This window comes from Rhizorhapis suberifaciens (assembly GCF_014200045.1).
Classification (GTDB): domain Bacteria; phylum Pseudomonadota; class Alphaproteobacteria; order Sphingomonadales; family Sphingomonadaceae; genus Rhizorhapis; species Rhizorhapis suberifaciens.
In genome coordinates, this window is record NZ_JACHOV010000006.1 from 24255 (window position 1) to 48407 (window position 24153).

The following is a 24153-nucleotide window of genomic DNA, read 5'->3' on the forward strand; positions in this document are numbered from 1 at the left end:
GCACCGAGCACGGTGGCGACCTTGTCCTTTAGCTGCATTGTTTCTCTGCTTCATTGTTGGGTTAATGCAACCTGCATGGCCTTCGCGAACTGCACGCGCAAAGAACGCAGCGATCCGGCTAGCGCCGTGGGAAGGGCGCAGTCTCGCTTGCCCACCTCTAGCCGTGACTTCGCATTCAGCGCTTCAGTAATGTCTCGACGGTCCGCCGCAGATTGGCACTCGCCATGGATTCCATCTCCAGCGAAATTCCCAGTTCGAACGCCTCGTTCGCCCGCGCGCGGGTGAGCGCAGCGAAGGTACGGCGTGTGCCGTTGACGCCTTCTGCGGGCAGGTCGCGTATCTTCTCGGCTAGCGCGCGCGCCATAGGCAACACCTCTTCGGGGGTGTCCGCCAGATCACTGACGATACCCATGGCATGGGCCTGCTCGCCCGTCATGATGTCGCCGGTCAGCAGATAACGTTTGGCTCGGCTGATACCGATGGCCTGGGACCATGCGAGTACGCCGCCGTCGCCTGCCACCAGGCCGACATTGACATGGGTGTCGGCAATCTTGGCGCCCTTCCACGCGACCACCATATCGGCCAGAATCGCGATCGTCGCGCCCAGGCCGATGGCGGCACCCTGCACGGCGGAAATGATTGGAACGGGGAAATCGATCAGCCCGTAAAGGACGTTACGCGCGTCCCGTGCCATCTGCGCACGGATGTCGGCGGATGCGTTCGCATCCAGCATCTCGTCGAAGTCGCCACCGGCGGAAAAGGCTCTGCCTTCGGCCGAAATCACGACTACGCGCAACGCCGCTCCCACCGCGGCAAGCTGGCGCAATGCGGCAACGAACTCGATATGTGCCGGCGCATCAAAGCGATTGAGAAGATCTGGCCGGGCCAAACGGATTTCGGCGATGCCATCCACCAAACTGAGTTGAAGGCAGGCATATTCTTGCGTGGCGATGACGTATATCCTCGACAGGTATGTGAACCGCGACATTAGCCTGTTCGTTGATCCACACCTAGTCGCGCTATTGCCCCTGCCTGCAAAGGCTTGTGTATCCAAATGCATCGGCTGCTGCCGGTCCAGGCCAATTTTGCTATTTTTATGTGGGCAGCCCGCCTCTGATAATGAAGCCGCTTGTCGATGATAAGGATTGGTGCGCCCTTAGGTGGCCGTCGCCGCGATTTATCTCCTGATCCTATGTCCCATGACCCATGGCACCATTTTTACGAACTGACTTTGAAGGGCAGATATTCCCAGGCTAACGCCGCTCGCGGAAAGATCGATGTCCGTAAGATCAGAACATAGGAGAAGCGAGGCAATGCAAACCCGCAAACAATGGCGCGACCAGATGATCGAGAATGCTCTCGACCCCGATCTGCCGATCATCGATTCCCATCATCATCTTTGGATGTCATCCCCGGCCGAGCCGTGGGAGCCCTATACGCCGCAGGACATGGCGAAGGATATCGAGACTTGCGGCCATAATGTCGTCGCGACGATCTACACGGATTCGCACGCCAATTACCGGACATCAGGACCCGATGTCCTCAAGGTCGTAGGCGAAACGGAATTTGCCGATTCCGTCGCCCGCCAGGCGCAAGCCGGCCATGAACTGCCGACAGGTATGTGCGCCGCCATCGTGGCCCATGCCGATCTGACCCTGGGCGCAGAGGCCGGCGAGGTGCTGGACGCCCATATTGCAGCATCGTCCCGCTTCCGCGGCATCCGTCACATGACCGCATTCGATGTCGATCTGCCACCGGTCTACGGCGCCACCGAACCGGGGATCATGGCCAGCCCGGCGTTCCGCGCGGGCTTCGCCGAACTGGCCAAGCGCGGCCTGACATTCGACGCCTGGGCATTCCAGCCGCAATTGCCTGAACTGGTCGATCTGTCCAACACATTTCCGGACGCGAACATTGTCGTCAATCATCTTGGCGGACCGCTGGCGATCGGCCGCTTCGTCGGGCGGCGCGACGAAGCTTTCGCGCAATGGAAGCGGGACATGGCCCTGCTAGCCCGCAACACCAATGTCTCGCTAAAGCTGGGCGGCATCAACATGAGCCAGACCGGGATGGACGCCACCGATGCGCTTCGCCCGCACAGTTCGGCAGAGACGGCGCGGCTCCAGCGGGACCATATCCTCACTGCGATCGATCTGTTTGGCCCTTCGCGCTGTATGTTTGAGAGCAATTTCCCAGTGGACATGCGGTCCATTTCTTACACGCTGATCTGGAACGCGTTCAAGCGGATCACAGCCGATCTGTCGTCGGAAGACAGGACCGCCCTGTTTGCAGGAACGGCGGCGCGCGTTTATCGCATGGGGAGCGTGGAGGGTGTCGGTGCTTAGCGACATCCTCGTCAGCGGATCGCATTTCCAGAACGCAGATCAATCGCGTCTCGGCTCGTCGCACATGTGCGGCTGGACCAGCCACGCTGCTCCTGTGAGAGAGCATTTGACAATCCATTCCTCGGGGTGAATAACCATTCCTATAATCGGCAACGATCAGCCGGTGAGCCACTCGATGCAGGCGAAATGGCGTAAAATGCTTCGTACCGCCGGAATTTAGACGCGGGATGGGATGGAGGATAGGATGCAACGGCTTTTTTGCACTAAGGGGCGGACTGCTCCTGAAGTGTCGGACTATTGGGCGGCTATTGCTGCGCGAGAGTTTTACGATGGTACGGTCGAGTTCGATGCACCGGGCACCCCGGACTTCTCGTTCGACAAGGCGCTAAGCTATCCCGTCTCCCTGACGAAGCTGTCATCGACATCGGGGATATCCTATCGCCGGACCCAGCAGGACATTCGCAAAAACAATGTGGGATTTCGCGTGATCTGGTTCGTCCGCCGCGGGTCCTTGCAGATCGTCCGGTCGCAAGGAACGTGCGACGTCGATGAAGGCTATGCCGCGATCGTGGATTCGGGCCCGCCGTTCTACAACAGGGTCACGCCGGATTCGCAGGGTGTCCATGAATCATGCCAGTTGATCATACCTGCTTCCCTGTTTCTGACGCATCTGCAGGAGGCCGACAAGCTTGCTGCCCCCTTTTCGCTCAATACGCCAGAAGGGCAGGTCGTTCTGCACTTGCTCGACCTGCTCATTCGGGATGGCGAAAATCTGAGCCGTCGTACGGCGTTGCCGCTCAGCGAAAGCCTGCTGGAGGCAATCGCCGACTGCATGGGCTACAGGAGCGCGAGCCTGCCTCGCCGTCAGCGCCTGGTGGACAAGCGCCTGGCCGACATTGAGAACTATATCTTGATGAATCTTTCCGACCCCGATCTCTGTTACGATCGCGTGGCGGCCAGTTGCGGCATATCCCCACGCTATCTTTGCTATGTCCTCAAGGCGAACAACACATCCTTTTCCGAATTGCTCTGGAAGAACCGCCTGCCCAAGGCACGGGATCTGTTGGTGGCACCGGCAACCCGGGATTATCCGATCCATGAGATCGCGTTCATGTCGGGTTTCAAGAGCGCCGCGCATTTCAGCCGCATGTTCAAGGCCGCCTATGGCTGCCCGCCCCGCGAGTTCCGTATGGCAGGGGTTCAACCGAAATTAGCAGATTTCGGTCAAATCGGCGTCGACCTGCATATGCTAGAACGCATAGCCGCCTGAAGTGCCGGTCGGCGCCGAGAGGGTGCGCGCCGGCAGGATGCAGGGAGGATCGAAGGCTGTCCAAACCTGATCGGTGTCGACTCTGAGATTGAAACCATAGTCTATGGCCTGGGATCAGGCGGCGGAGGGGCTCACGTCCGGGGAGCGACCGGCTGGTTCAAGCGGGATTCAAGCCTGATCATGTCTCGCTCTCTGCTGTGAATGTGATGCGTGGATGCGCGCTGCGGCAGATCCCGCCCCGCTACCTGATCGCAACATTCTGTTTTTGCCGAACGCTTCTACACTTCGGCCGATGGATTTTGCCGACATTGGAATGGGACGGTCGGGCAGCATGCGTGGCTGCGCAATGCCGCCTTTGTCTGTAGCCGAATTGGGTTTTGCGTCTGGTCTCCCCCCGCTTCTCCAAGCGATCAGTCGCGCTTATGCCCGCTGCTACGCTTCAAGTTGCCCGTCATGCCGGGCACACAAAGGGGGATTGAGTGGCTGCTTTTGATTTGCCGAGACCTGCATTCATGGACAGCGACGAGTTGCGCATGCTGCGGGATGCCGCCGATCGCTTCCTCGACGAGCATGCGGGCGCCGCAGCTTCGGCCAAATGGCGGGACCAGGGCTTTGTCGATCGTGAGACCTGGACCGCCGCGGCGAATGTCGGCCTGCTCGGCGTTGGGATCCCGCAAGCCTATGGCGGTGCGGGCGCGGATTTTCGCTATGACGCCCTGCTGATCGAGCGATTGGGCATCAAGCATGCGCTCAATTTTGCCCTGCCGCTGCACAATGCCGTCGTTGCGCCCTATCTAATTGACTATGCCAGCGAGGACCAGAAGCAACGCTGGCTGCCAGGCGCCGTCACGGGCGAGAATATCCTGGCGGTGGCCATGAGCGAGCCGGGCGCCGGATCGGACCTGCAGGCGATGCGCACGACGGCCATCCACGACGGTGACAGCTACGTCATCAGCGGCCAGAAGACATTCATTTCCAACGGCTATCACGCCAATATCATCATCATAGCGGCGAAGACGGACGTCAGCGTCGGAGCCAAGGGTATTTCACTGTTCGTTGTCGAGACCGACAAGGTGGAAGGTTTCGAGCGCGGTCGCCTGCTCGACAAATTGGGGCAGGAGGGTCGCGATACCGCCGAACTCTTCTTTTCGGACATGCGCGTGCCGGCCGAAAATCTACTGGGCGGCGTCGAGGGTCAGGGCTTCAAGATGCTAATGACCAAGCTGCCCCAGGAGCGGCTGGTGATCGCCTGGCAGGCCATGGGTATGATCGAAGCCGCGCTGGCGCTCACGGTGGATTATGTCAAGCAGCGTCAGGCCTTTGGTAAAACATTGTTCGACCTCCAGAATACGCAGTTCAAGCTCGCCGAGTGCAAGACGCAGGCTACGATCGCCAAGACGTTTCTCTACTATTGCACCGAAAAGCTGCTGGAGGGACAGCTCGATGCTGCAACAGCATCGATGGCCAAATATTGGATCACCGAAGCACAGGGCAAGATCATCGATGAATGCCTCCAACTGTTCGGCGGCTATGGCTATATTCTCGAATATCCGATTGCCGAAATGTACAAGGATGCCCGCGCCTTTCGCATTTACGGCGGCGCCAACGAAATCATGAAACTGCTGATTGCGCGATCGCTTTAACCGCGTTCGATCTACCTGGGGATGAACTCACATGGCCGTGGACTTCGACATCACTGGCGGCATCGCCGTCATTACGATCAACCGCCCCGAGGCGCGCAATGCGGTCGATCGGGAAACGGCCCTGGCGGTGGAAGCTGCGGTCAAGCGGATCGATGGCGAAAAGGACATCCGCGTCGGCGTCATAACCGGTGCCGGCGGCAATTTCTGCGCGGGCATGGACCTCAAGGCCTTTCTGCGTGGAGAAGTTGTGCGTCTGCCGGGAACGGGCTTCGCCGGTGTTACCCAGGGCTATTGTTCCAAGCCCCTGATCGCGGCGGTCGAGGGCTATGCGCTGGCCGGCGGCTTCGAGATCGCGCTGGCATGCGACATGGTCGTGGCCGCCGAAGATGCGCGCTTCGGCCTGACGGAGGCGAAGCGGGGGCTGGTGGCCAATGCCGGCGGCCTGGTGCGCCTGCCGCGCCAGTTGCCGATCAAGATCGCGACCGAACTGGTGCTGGTCGGCGATCTGCATCCCGCCTCGCTGCTCGCCACGCATGGGCTGATCAACAAGGTGACAGGGAATGGCGGTGCGCTGGACGGCGCGCTGGAACTGGCACGCCAGATCGCGGCGAACGGCCCGCTGGCGGTGGCGATCAGCCGACAGGTGATGAGCGAGAGCCTCGAATGGCCTGTCGATGAACTGTTCGACCGCCAGAACGCGATCACAGCGGCGGTCTTTGCATCCCAAGACGCCAAGGAGGGGGCGCGCGCTTTCGCGGAGAAGCGCGCACCCGTCTGGCGCGGCGAATAAACTGGCCTCTTTTGATGGGCGGGCGCTGGCAACAAGGTGCTCAAAAGAGAATTGCGGGATCGCTTCATGGCAGTTGGCCTGGAGTAGGTCGGCATTCGCCGCGAAAGCAAATTCAGGACCAGATGGTGTCCGGTCACGATCGCGCGATTGCCTGTTCGAAAAGGTGACGGGGCGCCACTCCATGGCGGTCGGTGGCGTCGGTATCAATCAAGGGGTCTACGACAGTGGCAGCGCGACCAAGGCTGTGGAGAATGTCGAACCGTTGCTGAACCGCTTTGATGCTGGCGAATTCGATTTGGTAGCGGTCGGGCGCGCCATGCTGGGCGATGCGCAATGGGCGCGCAAGACGCGGGTCGGGGAACCGATCCACGCCTATGATGCTGGGCTTCACCTGCCCAGCCTGCTTTGAGTGCATTGGGGTCATTTGACCCTGCTTGCAGCGATATTTATCTGGTCGCCAAAAACCCGCGCGGTTGCGACTGCGCCGGGTTATGGCACTCGCCATCGTAACCGCTGATGCCGGTCAGAAGCCCGAAAGGTGTCCCATAGTGCAGAATATCCCAGTAATCGTGGACATCGTCCGCTCCCCTATCGGACGGGGCAAGGCCGAAGTCGGCGCGCTGTCGGGTACGCATCCCGTCGACCTGTTGAGCCAGGTCCTTACCCGGTTGGTGGACCGCAACAAGCTTGACCCGGGCACGGTGGACGACCTGATCGTCGGCTGTGTCAGTCAGGTGGCCGAGCAAGCCGTAACGCCGGGGCGCACGGCGTGGCTCGCGGCGGGCTATCCCGTCCATGTTCCCTCCACCGTGGTCGATCGCCGCTGCGGGTCCAGCCAGCAGGCCGTGCATTTTGCCGCCCATGGCATTGCGGCTGGCGCTTATGACATCGTGATCGCCGGTGGCGTGGAATCGATGAGCCGCGTGCCGATGTTCACCGCTCGCCAAGGCGCCGAGCCGAACGGCTCCATCTTCAACGCGCGTTTCCCCGAAGGGCTGGTCAATCAGGGCATTTCGGCCGAACTGATCGCCGCGAAATGGGGGATCAGCCGACAGGAGATGGACGCCTTCTCCGCCCAGTCGCATCAGCGCGCCGCAGCCGCTTGGGCCGCTGGTCATTATGACAATGAGGTCGTGCCAATCAAGACCGCGAACGGCCTGTTCGAGAGGGACGAAACGATCCGGGCCAGTACGACGGCGGAATCGCTCGCGGCGCTAAAGACGTCCTTCAATAGTGACTCGATGAGCGCGCGCTTCCCCCAGATCAACTGGAGCATCACGGCAGGCAACAGTTCGCAGATATCCGACGGCGCGTCGTTGGCGCTGATGATGAGCGAAGCCACCGCCAACCGGCTGGGCCTCAGGCCACGCGCGCGCTTCGTCGCGTTCGACGTGGTCGCTGATGATCCGCTGCTGATGCTGACCGCGCCGCTTCCGGCGACCCACCGCGTCCTCAAGAAGGCCGGCCTGACCGCCGACCAGATCGACCATTTCGAGGTCAACGAGGCATTCGCGCCGGTGCCGCTCGCCTGGTTGCGCGAGCACAAGGTCGACCCGGCCAAGCTCAATCCGGCAGGCGGCGCGATCGCGACCGGGCATCCTCTGGGCGGATCGGGCACGAAGCTGATGGCGACCATGCTGAATGCACTGGAGCGCACGGGCGGGCGCTACGGGCTCCAGACAATGTGCGAAGCGGGCGGCATGGCCAATGCCACGATCATTGAACGTCTTTGATTAACAAGGGGATAGAGTTGTGAAAATTGATGGCAACTTGGTGGCCGTCGTCACCGGTGGTGCGTCGGGCCTGGGCCGGGCGTCAGCCGAGAAGCTGTTGGCCGGTGGCGCCAAAGTCGTCATCGCCGACCTTTCTTCCTCGGACGGAGAGGCCGTGGCACGCGAAATCGGCGCGACGTTCGTGCCGGCCGACGTCACCAGCGAAGAGCAGATGAATGCGGTTTTCGATACGGCCGACGCTTTGGGACCATTGCGTGCCGTGATCCATTGTGCGGGGCGCGGCGGCCCGATCCGGGTCGTCGACAAGCATGGCAATCCCGGCTCGCTCGAAACCTATGAAATGGTCGTCCGCATCAATCTGATCGGCAGTTTCAACGTGCTGCGTCTGGGCGCGGCGCGTATGGCCAAGGCGGATCTGGTCGATGGCGAACGCGGTGTCGTCATCATGACCGCATCGGTCGCGGCCTTTGAGGGGCAGATCGGCCAGATTCCCTATGCCTCGGCAAAGGCTGGAATCGTCGGCATGACCATCGTCGCCGCGCGCGATCTGGCCGGCCGCGCGATCCGCGTCTGCACCATCGCCCCCGGCACGTTCGATACCCCCATCCTCGCGCGCTTGAGCGAGGATGTGCGCGAAAGCCTCGCCAAGGCCGTGCCGCATCCCTCACGCCTTGGCCAGCCGTCCGAGTTCGCCATGCTGGCGGCTTCCATCATCGAAAATCCCATGCTGAACGGCGAAACGATCCGTCTGGACGGTGCCATCAGGATGCCGCCGCGATGACCGGCGCCCTGCGGCGAAGCGAGGTCGATGGCATATTGACCCTGACGCTGAACAAGCCCGAACTGCGCAATCCGATATCGGACAAGGACGTTCTGGCGGCGGTGGTGCAGGCCATCTGTCATGCGACGGCGGACCACGAGGAAGCGGTCAACGCCTTCCTGGAAAAACGCGCGCCGTCATTCACGGCCGCCTGAGGCGAAGGGTTGCTCGGATGAGTAGGGATCAGGAACTGGAATCGTTCCGCAGCGAAGTGCGCGACTGGCTGGCGACCAACGTGCCTGCGGACTGGCGAACCCGGCAGGCCGGGGACAATATCGAGGGTTTTCTCGCGTCGCAGCGTGAATGGCTGAAGCGTCTGGCATCCGCTGGCTATGCGACGCCGCATTGGCCCGCAGGCTGGCCGGGTGGCGGGCGCTCGCTCGCCGAGCAGGTTGCGCTGTTCGAGGAGATCGCCCGCGCGGGCGCGCCGCGCATGAGCCTGTTCTTCGTCTCGCTCTATCATGCCGCGATGACTCTGGTCGAATGCGGCACCAAGGCGCAGCAGGACAAATATCTTCCCGGCATCCAGAATGGAGATATCTGGGCACAGGGGTTTTCTGAACCTGGCGCCGGTTCCGACCTTGCAAGCCTCAAGACCCGCGCTCAACTCAAGGGCGATCATTATGTGGTGAACGGCCAGAAAATCTGGTCGACCCTGGGGCAGTTCGCTGATTACTGCATGCTGCTGGTCCGCACCGATCCGACGGCCAGGAAGCAGGCCGGCATCACCTTCCTGCTGATGGACATGAAGGCCAAGGGCGTCACCGTCCGCCCGATCCGTCAGGCGACTGGTGACGAGGAATTTGCCGAAATATTCCTCGATGACGTGGAAATTCCGATAGAGAACCGCGTCGGTGCGGAAAATGAGGGATGGGGGGTGGCGCAGGTCACGCTGTCATCCGAGCGGGGCCTGACCCTGGTAGAACTGACCGAGCGCATGTATCGTTCACTGTGGCTGGTGGTGGATGCCGCCGATGGCCGCGAAGGCGGGATCGATGGCGAGACCCGCCGCCGGATTGTCGATCTCGCGACCCGGATCGAAGCCGTGCGCGCGATGATCGCGGAGTTCATGACCCGCCGCATGGCCGGCAACGAGCAGTTTGGCGACGCGTCGATCATCAAGTTGGCTTATGCGCGGACAGCGCGGGAATTTACCGCTCTTGGCCTGCGGCTTCGCGGCATCGATGGCACGCGCTTCACGCCCTATGTGCTGGGTGCGGGGTATGAAACGGGCAACTGGACGTTCGATTTCCTGAATAGCTACCAGTATAATATTGCGGGTGGCAGCAACGAAATTCAGCGCAACATTCTGGCCGAGCGTGTGCTGATGCTACCCAGGGAGAAGGTGGCATGAGCGAAGTGTTTGTGGACGATCCGGTCATCGATCCGGAGGAAATGCGCGATGCGGCCAAGCGCCTGCTCGCCGATCGGGTCGATATCCGTGCGACATATGCCGAGCCGTCGAGGGATGAAGCGGACCCGCTATTCAGCGCGATGACCGAACTGGGCTGGACGTTGCTCACCGTGCCTGCGGACATGGAAGGGTTGGGGCAATCCTTCGCGGCACTGGCACCCATCTATGAGGAAATGGGCCGGGTGACGGCACCCGTGGCGCTGTTCCCTTCGCTGGCGAGCCTGGAATTGCTGACGCTGGCGGATGCGGGGGATCAGGCGCACAAGCTGGCCGGACAGGTCGCGATTGGTGTAGCGCAAGTGGCGGTTGGCCTTGTGCCGCCGGGCGTATTGACCGTCAAAGGCGGAACATTGACCGGCGAGCTTGGGTCCGTCCCGGCGGATTCACGCACGACCCATCTGCTGGTGCTGATCGAGGACGAAAGCCCGTCAGCCTGGTTGGTCGATTTTGCGAGTGCTGGCGTGACGATGCAGCAGACCGAAATGTGGGACCGCAGCCGGCGCGTGATCGACATCTCACTCGATTGCGTGAGCGCCTCGGGCTTGCTGGAAAGCAGCGTGGCGGATGTGCTTGGGCGCGTGCGAGCTCATATCGACCTGGCGATTGCATGGGATTCGCTTGGCGGCGCGAAGCGATCCCTGGAGGAAACGGTCGCCTACATGCTCACGCGTCAGCAGTTCGGTCGCCAGATTGGCTCGTTCCAGGCGCTCAAGCACCGGGCGGCCGACCATAAAGTCGCGATCGAGATCGCAGCCGCGCTGGTGCGCCATGCGACCGGAGCCTTCGCGGCCGGCCATGCCGGGGCGGAGATTCTTGCCGGTCAGGCACGGCTGATCGCCAATGACGCCTATCATGCGATGGCCGAGGATTCGGTCCAGCTGCACGGCGGGATCGGATTCACCTGGGAGCACGACTGTCATTTGTTCCTCAAGCGCGCGCTGCTCAATGAGATGCTCTACGAGACGCCGGATCAGCGCAGGGACCGGCTCGCGCCTTCAGTGATAGAGCATGCGATGGCGGATCGAGCCTGCACGTGATCCCGACGATCTTCACCGGCGAGGATGACTGTGTTGCCGTCATCGCGCATCCCCATGCCGTGCATGTCGACGAACTGGACCACGCTTTGGTACAGGCGGTCGCTGACGCGCATATTCGCGCCATCGTATAGGCCGGGACCGGGATCATTTTCGACCGGCCACGAATGGCCGGTCAGGATTCACCCGGCCTGGCGCAGTTCCGGCTTGCCCCACCGCAGCCATGCGACAACCTCTATTATATGGACTGGGTTGCGCGACACGGGCTGCGGCAGGTCGAAGGCGACCATCCGGGCTGGTCGTGGCGCATAGACCCGGCGCTTTGGCAAAATCCGGAATGGCATGACAAATGGGACGCCAAATGACGAAGGCGCGATCCGTTCGCGATCTTGCGGGGCGGAGCATCCAGGACCGACACACCGGACCAGTTTGCATCGGTCATGGCATTGCGGTGTCAGTTGCAAAAGTGATCGGCTGCGAGCAAGTTTGGCGGATCGCGCGGCCAGGCCAATGTTCCAAGCGCGCGTTTTGGTACACAGCAGCACTGAAATTTGTTTGCGCATGCAATCTTCATGAACGCTGATGCAAAACCTGCGTGGTGCAATATGTTCAGACTGACTGGGTGAGCTTCCATGGCTCGCTGAAGCGCGTAGTCTGAGGAGAGGCGCAATGGCTGTCACGACGGCCTTCATCAACGCACATATTTTTGACGGCAAGGGTAGCTCGCAGGCCGGGCAGACCCTGTTGGTCGAAAACGGTCGCATCGCCGGCATCGGTTCGGGCGACGCACCCAGCCATGCCGAAGTTATTGACCTTGACGGTCGCACGGTGATGCCGGGCATGACGGTCGGTCACTGGCATGGCGAGTTTGTGGACATTGGGCCGCCACTGTTCAGCGCCGGCCGCGGCGGCGTTTTCCTGGGCACGGAAGAACCGCCGGCCGTTCTGGCGCTTTGTGCCGCGAGTTCGCTCCAGACGGCGCTGATGTCGGGCGTAACACGGATCGTCTCCGGTAGCTGCAGCAACGATCTGGACTGGCAGATGAAGGTTGCCATCCAGCGTGGCCTCTTTGAGGGGCCTCATCTGACCCCTTGCAGCCGTCATGTCGTGACTACCGGCGATTATGAAGATCGCGGTCACTGGTGGAAAAACGACGACGACAAGAAATATGACGGTGTGCGCCGGATCGGCGGCAATGTGTTCGCCGATGGTCCCGAGCAGATATCCAAGGCAGTCCGTCAGGAGATCCTGCGTGGTGCCGAGGTTATCAAGGTACTTCCGACCGGCGGCCATGGGTTCGCTCTCCTGCCCGGCTACCGCGGGCTTTCCATTCCGGAACTCGAAGCCGTGGTGCGTACCGCGCATGAACGGGGCGCGCGGGTTCGTGCGCATGTCGCCAGTGCATCGGCAATTCTGGAATGTCTGGAAATCGGCGTCGACATCATCGATCATGCCGACGAGATGGACGACGCCTGTATCGAATCCATGGTCAAGCATGGCGCTACGCTGGTGCCAAGCATGTTGTTTTCCAAACTGCTCAGCTATGGCGGCGTCGGTGAACCGAAGCCTGGCGGTCAGATGGACGAAGCCTGGGATAATATGAAGGTGATGCTCGCCAGGGCCAATGCGGCTGGCGTGAATATCGTGCCGGGCGACGATTTCGGCGCGCAGGGCATGGCGCATGCGCTTGGTGTCTATGCCCGCGAACTGCTCGTCTACACCGATGACATGGGCATTCCGCCCGCCGACACATAGGTGTCGGTCGCGCCGGCCGACTGTCCCGCAGGGGATGTCAACAGGCCGTCAATGTCGCGGGGGCCGATACCCCAACTGCCCAGCGCGCCTTTCAGCACGGCACGAAACATATCGAATGGATCGAGGTCGGGATAGCGGCCCGGCACCAGCTCATAGGTGGCAGCAATCGCGACAGCCATGTTCAATCAGCCTTCCACACCATCATTCCCAACCCTCATGATGCAGACTGTCGTTCCCGCATAGCGCCGATCGAACCAATGCAGGCAGGGCAATCTTCCAGAACCGGTAGAGGCAATTCGCGCAGTGGACAATGACCGTCCGATGGCGCCAGTCGATGTCACCCGAAGGCCATTTTTCCAGATCAGAAGGAAAGGGCGATCTTGCCGAAATAGGTCTTTCCGGCTTGATAGGTAAAGGCCTCGCGGATATCCTCCAGGCCAAAGATGCGATCGACCACAGGCTTGAGGTCCAAGGTCCCGATCACGCGGTCGCCTGCTGCAAAGCGCGTCACGCCCTCTTTGTGGAAAAGCGTTGTATCTCAGCCATTACGCGTCCCCTTTTCTGTGAACTCCTTTCGCGTTCCTCAAGGTGTCTCAAGCTGTTCGACAGCTCCTGGATTGGGGACACCGATCCACTCGCGCTCACGCGACATCGGAATGATCGGCAGCTCCACAAACGATGCTCGGCCGGCATCATGGAAGATAGTTTGGGACGCAACCACGAGATCGGCGTCGGTCGCGGTCGAAATGTCGATGAAGGCATTCGGATTCCGCTCAGCATAGGGGAAGTTGCTACTCGTAATGTCGATGCGGATACGATGCCCCTTCTTGAATACGTTGCTCGTGGCCCAGAGGTCGATCTTGTATTTCTCGACCTTGCCTGGCGTCAGCGGCTGCGGGTCGTCCCTCGAGATGCGATAGCGCGCTCTCGCAACGCCTTGAGCCAATATCCGGGCTTCGCCGTTTTCATCTACATCGACCAATTTCACCCACCAGTCGGTGTCTTCGACCGAGCTGGCGGCGAAAAGCGTGGCACTGATTTCACCCGTGACTTCGACATCCTCATCCAAGGGAGGTGTCGTATAGACCAGCACGTCGGCGCGTTGTTCGGCGGGGTTCTGTATCGCGCGACTGCCGGTCAGGCCGGGTCCGCCAAGCGTCGGCGCGGGATTTCGCGGATCATAAGTGTAGCGGTCCGCAGGTTCCGATCCGGGCAGCGTCGTGCTCAGCCCTCCATCGCCAGCGGCCGAATTGGCGGCCCCGTCGCTATGCAGGTAATAGCGGGTGCGTTCGGTGCCCGGCAGCGGCCAGTCGGCCTCCGCGCGCCAGCGGTTTTCGCCCATCACATAAATCACGACGCGATGGTCGAAAAAGTCGTTGCGCTTGCCCTTGAACCACTGATCCATCCAGGCGAGCTGCATCTCCTCGGCGTTGATCGCGCTGTTCGCCGGGCAGCCGATACAGGTGCCATGCGACCAGGGGCCCATTATGAGACGCTGGTTCTGCCGCGTCAGCGGCGTCGCCCCTTCGGCTGCGATCGCCTTGAAATGTGAATAGCTGTTGCGCTGAAAAAGATCGTACCACCCCCCGAGATGCAGGATCGGTATGTCAATCCTATCGAAGCGATCGGCCATTTCATTGATCTTGAAATATTTGCGATTGTCCCGGTTCTGCAGCCATTTGCTCCACCACGGGGCACGCCGGACGACCGGCATGTCGGCCAGCGGCAACATCGCCAGCATCTTGACGTTGGCTTCCAGAGGTGACGCGGCGCCCTCCACCGGGCCCAGCATCTCATAGTCGGCCCTGAGCAAATCCTGATCGTCCTTGGAGCCGCGCGCGACTTCAGCGCTGACCATGGCCGACGTCCACACCGCGCTGGTCATTGCGAGGACATCGTCCCGGTAGACCCACTCATTGGAAAACTGATCGGTGGCAGCGACCTGCGAGAACGCGGTGACAAGCCCGGGAGGCTGTTCTGCCGCGAGCAACATTTGAACACCGCCGAGATAGGAGCCCCCATAAGTGCCGACGCGGCCATCGGACCATGGTTGGGCATTCAGCCAGGCGACAGTATCAACTCCATCGGCATTCTCGTTGCGCATCGGTTCGAACTTGCCTTCCGAACCGAACGTCCCCCGGACATCCTGCATTACGACAACATATCCGCGGCTGTTCGCAACGGCGGGGCGCATCGAAGCGAGCGCGGCGCCGCTCGTCTCCGGCGGCGCCTCGAACAACCGGCTCGCCTTACCGTAAGGAGTGCGCACCAATAGGACGGGATAGCGGCCGGGCGCAGGATTCACGCCATCGCCGCTGGGCAAATAGACGTCGGCCGCCAGTTTCGTACCATCGCGCATCGGCACCATAACGTCGTGCATGATGACGGATTTTGCCGCGGCAGGAACAGCCACAGTGGCAGGCGCGGCAACCGTCGAGGCTCTGCCTGTCTCCGCAACAGAATCGGCGGCGGCTGCCGGGTTGCCAATACAAAATGTGATCGCCGTTCCCAGCGCCAGAATTGACAGGCTCCGCACATGTGCACCTACGGCGTTGCTTGAACGAATCATAACTGTCCCCAATGTCAGGCTCACCTGCCGATAGCGCGACGCGCGGACACCGTCTGTCCCCCGTCGGGTGACAGCCTCAACGCATGGTTTGCAGTCGAGCCTTGACGGTGTACTTTCTCGGGTGGATCAGGCCCAGAGGCGTGGCCATTCAGGGGAGCGGGAAAATGCAATCTGGTTGTATCGAGACGATTGACATGACCGTCTCACGCCCCAAGCCTCAGACATCCTATCATTCGGGGCTGCTGCCTGCGGTAATCGACAGTGTAGGTACCGAGAGTTTCGCACCCAATTTGCTGAAATACCTCGATCAGGCGTTGGGCGGCGTTGACCATTGCGCGCTCTATCGCCTCGATGGCGAACGCCCAACCAAGCTTGGTGCTGCTTCGCTAACCGGCTCGGACAATTGCGACGGCGCCGTCGATGTTTACTTGTCCGGCCATTGGCACGGTGACCCACTTATGCAGAAAATCCGCGACATGCCCTTCCATCGGCAGCCCGCGCTTACCCGAATGGATCTTGACTGCCTTCCGCCTTCCGGGCTTCGGGACCTGGTCTTTCGCAGGCTCGACGGGAAGGATCGGCTGATGCTTTCGAGTAGCCGCGGGCACCGGCGGATCGGTTGTTCGATGGTGCGCTCCGACCCACGCGGTATGATGCCCGACGATCGAGTGGATGCTGTTGTCGAAACCGCCGACCTAGTCGTTACAATGGTTGCAAAGCATGCCGAACTGTCGACGCGGCGCGAGGCTTTCGAGGAAGCACTGGCTTCAACAGCGGAAATCGCGGCTACAATGTCTAAGGCTCGTGTGAAACTGACGAACCGCGAAGTCGAGGTGTGCGCACGCACGCTTTTCGGACTTTCATCACATAGTACCGGCCTCGAACTCGGAATCGGAGAGGAAAGTGTAAAGACGTATCGAAAGCGAGCTTACCAACGAATAGGAATTTCATCGGCGCGTGAACTGTTGGTTTGGTATCTGGGGATCTCTCAGCAGAGGCAGATTCCAAGACCAGATTTCATAGAAGACGACGTACTTTCATGGCCGGCGGTATAGCAGACGCGGAGCCATTTGCCGGTAAACTGTTAGCTGTCCCGAAAAAGGATTCTCCATTTCATTTCATTGCCACGGATATTTCAAACCGTCCTCATTAGTGTCAATTAGGCGCTGCGAGGCTAGATGGTTGCAAACGCAACTCTTGCTGATATGTTCAATGATAGAACTCCGCTCCGTCGAGTTGACGGCGGCATATCAAAAAAGGGTGCTCGCATGAAGTATGTTGTAGGCCGGCAGGGTATCGCGGTCGTCACGGGTGGCGCCTCGGGCATCGGCCTGGCGCTCGCCAAAGCGTTGCGGGATAGCGGAATGACCGTAGTCATCGCCGATATCGACGCTGAGCGGCTCGACGCAGCCGGTCACGCACTCGGTCTGCCCACCTGCGTGGTGGATGTGGGCAACCGCGCATCGGTCGAGGCGCTCCGGGACCAAGTCATCGGCCGCTTCGGGACGGTGCACCTGCTCTGCAACAACGCCGGCGTCGGAAAATATGCGTCCTTCCTCGATCTCAGCGATGAAGATCGGCGCTGGATCATGGACATCAACTTCTGGGGCACGATCTATGGGATCGACGCATTCCTGCCGGTCCTTCGGGCGAATGCGGAAGGCGGCCACCTCATCAACACAATTTCGATGATGGGATTTTCAGGGCAGGTCGGCGCGAGCGCTTACGCGGCATCCAAGTTCGCCGCGCTGGGCGCGACCGAATCTTTGCAGGCCGAGCTGGTCGCGGCCGACAGCAATGTGCGCTGCGTCGCGTTCTGCCCGGGCCCGGTGGAGAGCGACATCGGTGACAGCGAGCGCCGCCGCGCCGCGAGGCTTGGGAAGCCGACGCAACCCCAGGTATCGTCCGCATCGGATGACGTGAAGGCGCGACTTGCCTATCCCCGGATGAACGCGGACGTGGCGGCCCAAATAGCACTCCGCGCCTATCGCGAGGGCCGATTCTGGGCAATCACGCACCCGGAGCTGATGAAGGACTATATGCAGCGCCACGACGCGATCCTCGCGTCGCTCGATCGGACCGCCTGACGAGTGGATCGCGATGTCGAGGCCTTGATGCGTGCGTGGTTAGTGCGCGCCGTGCCAAGGCCCGTGCTGCTCCGTCCGCCACGAAAGGCGCCGTTCGCGGATGCGCCAGCCATCGTCGCACTGTGTCAGCGTGTCGCGCGAATGGCCGATAGAAAAAATCTCTTTCCTGTTTTCCGCGAAGCTCCACTTCACGACCATCCAGTAGGATTCGACAATGATGTCGGCGCCGATCCGTTCGGCGAAGAGCGGGGTGACGATGTGCTGACGTCCGCGGAAATCCGGATCGCCGACCAGCCCCTCCAGCATCGCGCGAATCTGCGCGGGCCCGGAATGTATATTGCCGCGCGTATCCACGAAACGGCAATCGGGCGTCGCGAGCGTGGCGAATACTCCGTCAAGATCCCCGCGATCGAGCGCCGACAGGTACCGGCCCAGGCAATCCTGCACGGCAAATCGGTCCGCAGGGTCGATGGTCATGTGGTCCTCGCGCGGCATAGCGTACTCTCCTGACAGGTCATGGCCACGCTGGACATGCCCGGCCTTCGATAGTTGACGATAACGGATAGATGTTGCATAAGCAACACAGAGTCACGCTTTTGCTGAGGCGGTCAATGGGAGATCCAATATGAAGGCAGCACTGCTCGGAGCCACTGGGCCGGTAGGGAAGCGGCTGCTCCAAGAGATGCTGGACCGTGGACATGCGGTGACCGCGATCGTCCGCAATCCCGGCAACGTGCCTCCTCACCCCAACGTGACCGCGCAGGCAGGTGACATCGACAAGCCGGACGAACTCGTCCCCCTGCTCCGCGGGCACGATGCGGTGATCGTCTCAATCCGCTTCCTGAAGATGGATGCCAGCAAGATCTTGGGCGCGGTGCGGCGGGCGGGCGTGCCGCGGTATCTGATGGTCGGCGGAGCGGCGAGCCTGTACTTGCCGGGCACGCGCACAAAGGTGATCGATAGCGGCCAGATCCCCGCCGAATTCATGGCCGAGCCAACCGCGGGCATCGCCTTTTTCAGTGAATTGAAGCAGGCGGACGATCTCGACTGGACCTTCCTGTCGCCCCCCATGATGTTTTCGAATGACGAACTCTACGGCACCGAGCCAGGCGGCAGGACCGGTGTCTTCCGCACCGGGCTGGACGAGCTGATCACTCGGCCGGACGGATCGAGCGCGATCTCCTACGAAGACTATGCCGTGGCCATGGTCGACGAACTGGAAAACCCTGTCCATAGCCGTCGTCGTTTCACGGTCGGCTATTGATGCGGCTGTCCCTCGCCATCCCGGCCCACTCGAAGCAGCCGGCGCCATGATAGACGCGATCGAACAACTGTTGATCGAGCGCGATTGCCAACGCCTCATCCTGTCCTACGCAACGCTTGTGGACGGAGGCCAGATCGATCGCGCACTTGATCTGTTTATTGATGAAGCCGTGCTTATCGGTCCGCGGAATAATGAGCGGCTGGAAGGGATCGATGCGATCCGCTCCGCTTATTCCTCCATGCCGCCCAGAGCGCTGCGACATTTCTACACCAACATCGTTGTGGATGTGATCGCTCCGGATCGCGCCCGCGCCACGGCGAACGTACTTCTGTACACCGGCAGCGTTGCCAAAAGCGGCAGTCTTCCACGTCGCGACCCCGATGTTGGGATCGGCACCATGGTTGACGATGTGGTACGGACCGAGGCAGGCTGGCGCTTTCAGCGACGGCAAGGAGCGCTTTGCTTCGCTCCTACCAATCCCGATGACGCGTTCGGACTGGCCGATGGCTAGCTTTCGCTCAGCGCGACGGTCTCCATGAAGGCTGGAAGCTGGCCATCCATCCTTGTCATCTATTTGTTCGGCGTCGTGGCGGCGTCGGCGGTGACGCGGATCATCCCGCTTGGCTCCGACATCATGGCGCGGTTTGTGATCGACAATCGCCAGTTCGGCTGGTTGATTTCGCTGATCGCCATCCCAGCGGTGCTACTCGCGATTCCCAGCAGCCTGGCGGTCGCCCGTTTCGGGCCGCGAGCCGTGCTGATCGGTTCAGCGGTGATGGCGGCAATCGCCAACATGCTCGATTTGATTGCTGATCATTTCTCGATCCTGCAGATTTCTCGACTGATCGAAGGTATCGCCGTAGTTCACATCTATACGGCCGCTCCGGCGTTTCTGATGGCGACGGTGACTGGGCCACGCCGAACGCACGCGCTGACGCTATGGGCGACCTATGCGCCGGTCGGTACCGCATTGGGACTGGGGCTGGGCGGCTTGGGCGCGGGATCGCCCGGCTGGCGTCTGCCGTTTGCGTTGTTCTGCGGGATCGCGGCTGGCGTCGCGATGCTCGGCTGCCTGCTGCCGCGGGTGCGATCATTGCCTGAAGGTGCGTCTGCCACTCCTACGCTCGGCCAGCAGGTCAGGAACCTAGCGGCGGCATGCACCAGCCCGCGTCTGCTCGCGCTCGGCCTTGCCGCCCTCGTGGTGATCAGCTTGGGATTTGGTGCAAACATCAGCTTGCCGGACTGGTTAGTTCGGAACCATCACATTCCCCCGGCTGAAGCGGCCGGCATACTGTCGTTGCTGACATTGCTCATGCTGCCCGGATCGTTCGGTGCAGGCACGTTGATGAGCGGCGCCGGACTGTCGCCGCCACGGCTGTTCCTGATCTTGGCTCCGCTGGGGTTCGCGGCAGGCGCGCTCGCTTTCAAGCCGGAAATGACGCTTGTTACGCGCTATGTGGCGGTGGGAGGCTGGTTCCTATGTTCCGGTGCAGCGTTGGCGATCGTCATGGCGGCGCTACCGCTGGCGGCGCAGCCTGCGCATCATGGCGCCGCAGCGGCGCTCGTCAACCAGGCGGGAGCGCTCGCGACCTTCATCAATCCGCCATTCTGGCAGTCGATGCTTGCGAGTGGTATCTGGAGCCCGTTCGCGCTGACTTTGGCCATAGGATGGATTATATCCGCAGGCGCCATGCTATTCCTGACGAACCGTTTCGCATATGATACCCAGCAAGGGTGACGAGCCCTCGGTGATGGCGGCGGCGCCAGTGTTCGACGCAGAAACCGCGGCGGACCTTTCACTGAGCTTCAGCTTCCTGTCGGCGGCTAACCGCCTCACCTTGCTGGCCGCTCGCGGCGTGAAGGAGGCGGCCGATCTGACCTTGACCGAATGGCGTGTCCTCACCGTCCTGTCGATCGAGCCGGGAACGATTGCCTCAAAGGTAGTCAGGATGGTGATGGTAGACAAGTCGGTTGCCAGCCGCGCTCTCCGTCACCTGGAAAACGGCGGACTGATCACGATCGAAGCCGACCCCAACAACCGCAGCCAAAACCGGCTGTGGTTGACCAGTGGCGGCGAAGCGCTCTACCGTCGCGTGCTTCCGCGGATCAGGGAGACGGAAGAGCAGGCTTGGGCCTCGCTTAGCGCGGGCGAGCGGATGATCCTCCGCGAGATTATCGCCAAGCTTTCGAATTCATGGATTAATGAACAAGTTGCCTCCGTTGCGCCGGACCGATCCCCAGTGTAGCGGTCAACCTGTCGGCAGAGAGCCCATCGCGGGCCACCGTTGTGGCTAGCAGTATTCCCGAACGGTAAAAATCTCAGCCGCGCATAGCTCTGCGCACTTAAATTTACCGATCGGGAATATTGTTGTTGCATTGGGGCGAAAAGGCTCATAATGTCCCGATCGGGAAAACCGTAATGTTCGACACCAACGCCATAGGAAAAATCGTCCGCGAGGAACGCAAGGCGCTGGGACTGCGTCAGGCAGAGCTTGCTGCTGCCAGCGGCGTTGGAGTGCGCTTCCTTGTGGACTTGGAACGAGGCAAGCCAACTGTCCAGCTTGGACGGGTTCTGGCGGTGCTCGCGGCGCTGGGGTGCTCGCTTGATATTCGGCGACCGCAATGAGCGGGCCGATCCTCGACAGCCTGAGCGTCTGGTGGGGACAGCGTATTGCCGGGACGCTTTCGATCGATCGCGGCGGCGCGATGCACTTCGCCTATGCACCCGATTGGCTGACCGATACCGCCGCCCCGGACTTGTCGCGGGCGATGCCCAAGCGCGAAGCCGAATATGATGATGCCATCTGCAAGGCGGTCTTCGGCGGTCTGCTTCCCGAAGAAGGGCAGCGCACCGCGATTGCCCGCGCACTGGGTGTTTCGCCAGATAACCCCATTCGATTGCTGGCAGCCTTGGGCGGTGATGTCGCGGGCGCGCTCGCGTTCCTGCCCACAAGCGAAGATACGCCACAGGCGGTGACGGGCGACCCGGAGCCCTTGGACGATACGGCGCTTAGCGAGTTAATCAGCCGATTGCCGCGCGTGCCCATGCTTGCCGGGGAAGGGCGCGCGCGCCTCAGTCTCGCCGGTGCGCAGTCCAAGCTGCCGGTCGTGCTTGTCGGTGGCGAGATCGCCGTTCCGTTACCCGGCCAGCCTTCAACCCATCTGATAAAGCCCGAACCGGACCGCTTTCCCGCTCTTGCTGCGAATGAGGCATTTTGTCTTGCCCTCGCGCGCACCGTTGGTCTTGATGCCGTCGATGCGGAATGGAGGCAGGTCAACGGGCGGCCCTATCTGCTTGTGACCCGCTACGATCGTGTGGCAGCGGATGGCGAAGTCCGGCGGTTGCATCAGGAGGATTTTGCGCAGGCGCTTGGCGTTCCATCGAACCGCAAATATGCGGCTGAAGGCGGGCCGGTGTTTCGGGACTGCTTCGCGCTGCTGCGCGAGGCGGCAGCACGTCCGGCGCTTGAGGTGTTGAAGCTGGTCGATGCCGCCATCTTCAACGTCATCATCGGCAACGCCGACGCCCATGCGAAGAACTTCAGCCTGCTGCGACAGGAAGACGGCGGGGGGCCTACTGTCCTCGCTCCGCTCTATGATTTGGTCGGCACGGTGGTCTGGCCCGAGCTGTCTCCGCGCTTCGCAATGACGTTCGGCGGGGCCGGGACATTGGAGCAGTTGGAGGCCAAGCATTTCGATCGGTTCGCAGCCGATGCAGGCGTCGCAGCGCCCTTCGTGCGGCGTCGGGCATCGCAATTGGCGGAAGCCGTGGCCGATGCAATCGGGTGCGACTTGGCCGTTCCGGGTCTTGATGATCGGGAACCCATAGTGGCACAGGCGAACATTATTCGGGATCGTGCGCAGCGTTTCGCGCTCAAGGGCAAGGAGCGGCGCTGATCGTCTTCGAGCGGCTGTTCCCACATACCCAAGATTAACGGGGATGTTGACGTAGATTGTCTCCCGGACGCCCAAAATGCAAATAGCTTATGGTGCTTGATGACGAGAGGGCGACGCGCCTCGTCATTACAGCCAAAGGTTCTAAACGTCGGCAAGCGCCGGTAGACCATGTTTGCTTGCCCATGCAATCCGGCACAAGTGGAGCGTCAGCGCAAAGGCAGCTCCCGATCCCAAACCCATCGCCAGGCCTGCGACACCAAAGCCGTTGCTGACGAAGGCATATCCCGTGGAGATGGTGACGATCACCGCTAGAGAGTTATTCACGCTCGCGGTGATCTGGTTGCCAGTCGCCAAAAGCACCGATCCGAACACCGCCTGAAGACCGCCGGCCAAAAAATAGGGCGTGATTGCTTCTAGCGCGGAAGCGGCCAACGGGATTATTGTGGCGTCTTCGGAAAAAGCAGCGGCGATTTTTCGGGATGCGGCGAAGCATAAGAGGGCAATGATCGACCCGCTCAAGCAGCAAATCCCAGCCGCCAGCCGCGCGCGATACCAAAGCATCTCGGTATCCCGCGCGCCATAGGCTAAGCCTACCCTCACCCCTGTCGCGACCGCTAAGCCGATGAACACCACCGAAAAAAGGGCTTGTACGGATAAAATGATTTGAAACGCGGCTGCGGAATATGAGCCAAGCCGGGTGGAAAAGGAGGTGAGATAGGTCACCCCGGCCAGTTGCAGCGCGGCCGCCAAAGCCGGCGGCAGTCCAAAGCGGGCGAGCCGACCTATTTCCGCCGACCATGGTTTCATGCCAGTCACCAAGCCACCCTTCCGCGGGGGCACTGCCCGCCAAGCTAGAAATACAAGGATCGCGGCGCCCATCCAAATGCTGACAGAAGTCGCGGCTGCTACGCCAACTGGCCCGGCCCCGGGTAAACCGGGAATTCCTCCTGACCATTTCCACGCGAGCCACGTGTTGACGGGAAGTAGTGCGAGATTGACAATGGTAATTCGGACGGGGCGACCCGTCGCTTCCAAGACCATGCTTGCCGTGCTCGCAATCATGAGAGCGGGCAGGCCGATCGCCATCGACACGACGACAGACGTCGACGCGACCACCAGATCGGGTGAAATACCAAGTAGAGACAGCAGCATGGCGGGAAAGAAAATCAGCAAGCCTGACCCCGCGCAACCGACGATGACCGACAGTGTCAGTCCCGATCGGAAGCAGGATGATACCCCAGATTCGTCCCGCGCGCCAAATGCGTACGAAGTGTATGGGGAGACGCCAGATATCGCGGAAATTCCGATGACGATGGCTAGAAAGAAAAGGGTCCGTGCTCCTCCTAGTACACCCAGTTCATCAGCCCCAAGGTGCCCCAGTATGCTGACGTCTATCGCCTGCATAATTGCCCAAGAAAGATTGGTAATAATTGCGGGCCACGCAAGCCCTAGAAGGAGGCGAACCTCTTCCATAAGTCGGATGGGCGAAGCTCGCGCCATGTTTATGAAGGATTCCGAATCACAGGTCCGGC

General features: G+C 61.1%; 27 protein-coding genes. 21 read left to right on the forward strand and 6 right to left on the reverse strand.

Annotated elements, in window-relative coordinates:
• Positions 1 to 175: 175 nt before the first annotated feature.
• The gene (locus HNQ99_RS08615) at positions 176 to 988 is read right to left on the reverse strand and encodes an enoyl-CoA hydratase/isomerase family protein (RefSeq protein ID WP_221232635.1); all 813 of its coding nucleotides are present in this window, start codon (positions 986 to 988) and stop codon (positions 176 to 178) included.
• 325 nt (positions 989 to 1313) lie between these two features.
• On the opposite strand from HNQ99_RS08615, the gene HNQ99_RS08620 reads away from it, so the two are divergent.
• From HNQ99_RS08620 to HNQ99_RS08675, 13 genes are all read left to right on the forward strand, one after another.
• A complete protein-coding gene (locus tag HNQ99_RS08620) occupies positions 1314 to 2345 on the forward strand; it encodes an amidohydrolase family protein (RefSeq protein ID WP_184475255.1) in 1032 nt (343 codons plus the stop codon).
• A gap of 244 nt (positions 2346 to 2589) precedes the next feature.
• A complete protein-coding gene (locus HNQ99_RS08625; protein ID WP_184475256.1) occupies positions 2590 to 3615 on the forward strand; it encodes an AraC family transcriptional regulator in 1026 nt (341 codons plus the stop codon).
• 479 nt (positions 3616 to 4094) lie between these two features.
• Positions 4095 to 5258 carry an acyl-CoA dehydrogenase family protein gene (locus HNQ99_RS08630; RefSeq protein WP_184475257.1) on the forward strand — a complete coding sequence of 388 codons (1164 nt, stop codon included), beginning with the start codon at positions 4095 to 4097 and terminating at the stop codon, positions 5256 to 5258.
• 31 nt (positions 5259 to 5289) lie between these two features.
• The gene (locus HNQ99_RS08635) at positions 5290 to 6048 is read left to right on the forward strand and encodes a crotonase/enoyl-CoA hydratase family protein (RefSeq protein WP_184475258.1); all 759 of its coding nucleotides are present in this window, start codon (positions 5290 to 5292) and stop codon (positions 6046 to 6048) included.
• A gap of 181 nt (positions 6049 to 6229) precedes the next feature.
• Positions 6230 to 6457: a hypothetical protein gene (locus HNQ99_RS08640; protein ID WP_184475259.1), complete on the forward strand. Its 228-nt coding sequence runs from the start codon at positions 6230 to 6232 to the stop codon at positions 6455 to 6457.
• Positions 6458 to 6596: 139 nt separating this feature from the next.
• Positions 6597 to 7781, forward strand: coding sequence for a thiolase family protein (locus HNQ99_RS08645; RefSeq protein ID WP_322790346.1), 1185 nt, complete (start codon positions 6597 to 6599; stop codon positions 7779 to 7781).
• Between the two features lie 19 nt (positions 7782 to 7800).
• On the forward strand, positions 7801 to 8562 hold the full coding sequence (locus HNQ99_RS08650; RefSeq protein ID WP_184475261.1) for an SDR family NAD(P)-dependent oxidoreductase: 762 nt from the start codon (positions 7801 to 7803) through the stop codon (positions 8560 to 8562).
• On the forward strand, positions 8559 to 8756 hold the full coding sequence (locus HNQ99_RS16630; protein ID WP_246414818.1) for a hypothetical protein: 198 nt from the start codon (positions 8559 to 8561) through the stop codon (positions 8754 to 8756). The genes HNQ99_RS08650 and HNQ99_RS16630 overlap by 4 nt, the downstream gene beginning before the upstream one ends.
• Positions 8757 to 8773: 17 nt before the next feature.
• The gene (locus tag HNQ99_RS08660; protein ID WP_184475262.1) at positions 8774 to 9955 is read left to right on the forward strand and encodes an acyl-CoA dehydrogenase family protein; all 1182 of its coding nucleotides are present in this window, start codon (positions 8774 to 8776) and stop codon (positions 9953 to 9955) included.
• Positions 9952 to 11052 carry an acyl-CoA dehydrogenase family protein gene (locus HNQ99_RS08665; RefSeq protein ID WP_184475263.1) on the forward strand — a complete coding sequence of 367 codons (1101 nt, stop codon included), beginning with the start codon at positions 9952 to 9954 and terminating at the stop codon, positions 11050 to 11052. The genes HNQ99_RS08660 and HNQ99_RS08665 overlap by 4 nt, the downstream gene beginning before the upstream one ends.
• Positions 11049 to 11183: a hypothetical protein gene (locus HNQ99_RS16775; protein WP_281376783.1), complete on the forward strand. Its 135-nt coding sequence runs from the start codon at positions 11049 to 11051 to the stop codon at positions 11181 to 11183. Before HNQ99_RS08665 ends, HNQ99_RS16775 begins: the two co-directional genes overlap by 4 nt.
• Before the next feature lie 33 nt (positions 11184 to 11216).
• Positions 11217 to 11414 (forward strand): hypothetical protein, encoded by a 198-nt coding sequence (locus HNQ99_RS08670; protein WP_184475264.1) that lies wholly within the window; start codon positions 11217 to 11219, stop codon positions 11412 to 11414.
• 304 nt (positions 11415 to 11718) lie between these two features.
• A complete protein-coding gene (locus HNQ99_RS08675; RefSeq protein ID WP_184475265.1) occupies positions 11719 to 12804 on the forward strand; it encodes an amidohydrolase family protein in 1086 nt (361 codons plus the stop codon).
• On the opposite strand, the gene HNQ99_RS08680 is transcribed toward HNQ99_RS08675, so the two are convergent.
• The 3 genes from HNQ99_RS08680 to HNQ99_RS08690 all read right to left on the reverse strand — a co-directional run bounded on the left by HNQ99_RS08680 (position 12765) and on the right by HNQ99_RS08690 (position 15373).
• A complete protein-coding gene (locus tag HNQ99_RS08680) occupies positions 12765 to 12983 on the reverse strand; it encodes a hypothetical protein (protein ID WP_184475266.1) in 219 nt (72 codons plus the stop codon). The genes HNQ99_RS08675 and HNQ99_RS08680 overlap by 40 nt on opposite strands.
• A 182-nt stretch (positions 12984 to 13165) precedes the next feature.
• Entirely contained in the window at positions 13166 to 13315 is a 150-nt protein-coding gene (locus HNQ99_RS08685) for a zinc-binding dehydrogenase (protein ID WP_184475267.1), read from the reverse strand.
• 72 nt (positions 13316 to 13387) lie between these two features.
• A complete protein-coding gene (locus tag HNQ99_RS08690; protein WP_184475268.1) occupies positions 13388 to 15373 on the reverse strand; it encodes a CocE/NonD family hydrolase in 1986 nt (661 codons plus the stop codon).
• Between the two features lie 164 nt (positions 15374 to 15537).
• On the opposite strand from HNQ99_RS08690, the gene HNQ99_RS08695 reads away from it, so the two are divergent.
• On the forward strand, positions 15538 to 16428 hold the full coding sequence (locus tag HNQ99_RS08695) for a helix-turn-helix transcriptional regulator (RefSeq protein ID WP_184475269.1): 891 nt from the start codon (positions 15538 to 15540) through the stop codon (positions 16426 to 16428).
• 213 nt (positions 16429 to 16641) lie between these two features.
• Positions 16642 to 17460, forward strand: coding sequence for an SDR family NAD(P)-dependent oxidoreductase (locus HNQ99_RS08700; protein ID WP_184475270.1), 819 nt, complete (start codon positions 16642 to 16644; stop codon positions 17458 to 17460).
• A gap of 39 nt (positions 17461 to 17499) precedes the next feature.
• On the opposite strand, the gene HNQ99_RS08705 is transcribed toward HNQ99_RS08700, so the two are convergent.
• Positions 17500 to 17955 (reverse strand): nuclear transport factor 2 family protein, encoded by a 456-nt coding sequence (locus tag HNQ99_RS08705; protein ID WP_184475271.1) that lies wholly within the window; start codon positions 17953 to 17955, stop codon positions 17500 to 17502.
• Positions 17956 to 18085: 130 nt separating this feature from the next.
• Between HNQ99_RS08705 and HNQ99_RS08710 the strand changes: the two genes are divergently transcribed.
• From HNQ99_RS08710 to HNQ99_RS08735, 6 genes are all read left to right on the forward strand, one after another.
• Positions 18086 to 18724, forward strand: a complete 639-nt coding sequence (locus HNQ99_RS08710) for an NAD(P)-dependent oxidoreductase (RefSeq protein ID WP_184475272.1) — start codon at positions 18086 to 18088, stop codon at positions 18722 to 18724.
• Positions 18725 to 18770: 46 nt separating this feature from the next.
• Entirely contained in the window at positions 18771 to 19235 is a 465-nt protein-coding gene (locus HNQ99_RS08715; RefSeq protein ID WP_184475273.1) for a nuclear transport factor 2 family protein, read from the forward strand.
• A gap of 24 nt (positions 19236 to 19259) precedes the next feature.
• Positions 19260 to 20462, forward strand: a complete 1203-nt coding sequence (locus HNQ99_RS08720; protein ID WP_184475274.1) for an MFS transporter — start codon at positions 19260 to 19262, stop codon at positions 20460 to 20462.
• Positions 20443 to 20970 (forward strand): MarR family winged helix-turn-helix transcriptional regulator, encoded by a 528-nt coding sequence (locus tag HNQ99_RS08725; RefSeq protein WP_184475275.1) that lies wholly within the window; start codon positions 20443 to 20445, stop codon positions 20968 to 20970. The genes HNQ99_RS08720 and HNQ99_RS08725 overlap by 20 nt, the downstream gene beginning before the upstream one ends.
• Before the next feature lie 173 nt (positions 20971 to 21143).
• Positions 21144 to 21350 carry a type II toxin-antitoxin system Y4mF family antitoxin gene (locus HNQ99_RS08730; protein WP_184475276.1) on the forward strand — a complete coding sequence of 69 codons (207 nt, stop codon included), beginning with the start codon at positions 21144 to 21146 and terminating at the stop codon, positions 21348 to 21350.
• On the forward strand, positions 21347 to 22621 hold the full coding sequence (locus HNQ99_RS08735; protein WP_184475277.1) for a type II toxin-antitoxin system HipA family toxin: 1275 nt from the start codon (positions 21347 to 21349) through the stop codon (positions 22619 to 22621). Before HNQ99_RS08730 ends, HNQ99_RS08735 begins: the two co-directional genes overlap by 4 nt.
• A gap of 141 nt (positions 22622 to 22762) precedes the next feature.
• Here HNQ99_RS08735 and HNQ99_RS08740 read toward each other — a convergent pair whose 3' ends face one another.
• A complete protein-coding gene (locus HNQ99_RS08740) occupies positions 22763 to 24121 on the reverse strand; it encodes an MATE family efflux transporter (RefSeq protein WP_322790347.1) in 1359 nt (452 codons plus the stop codon).
• Positions 24122 to 24153: the final 32 nt, after the last annotated feature.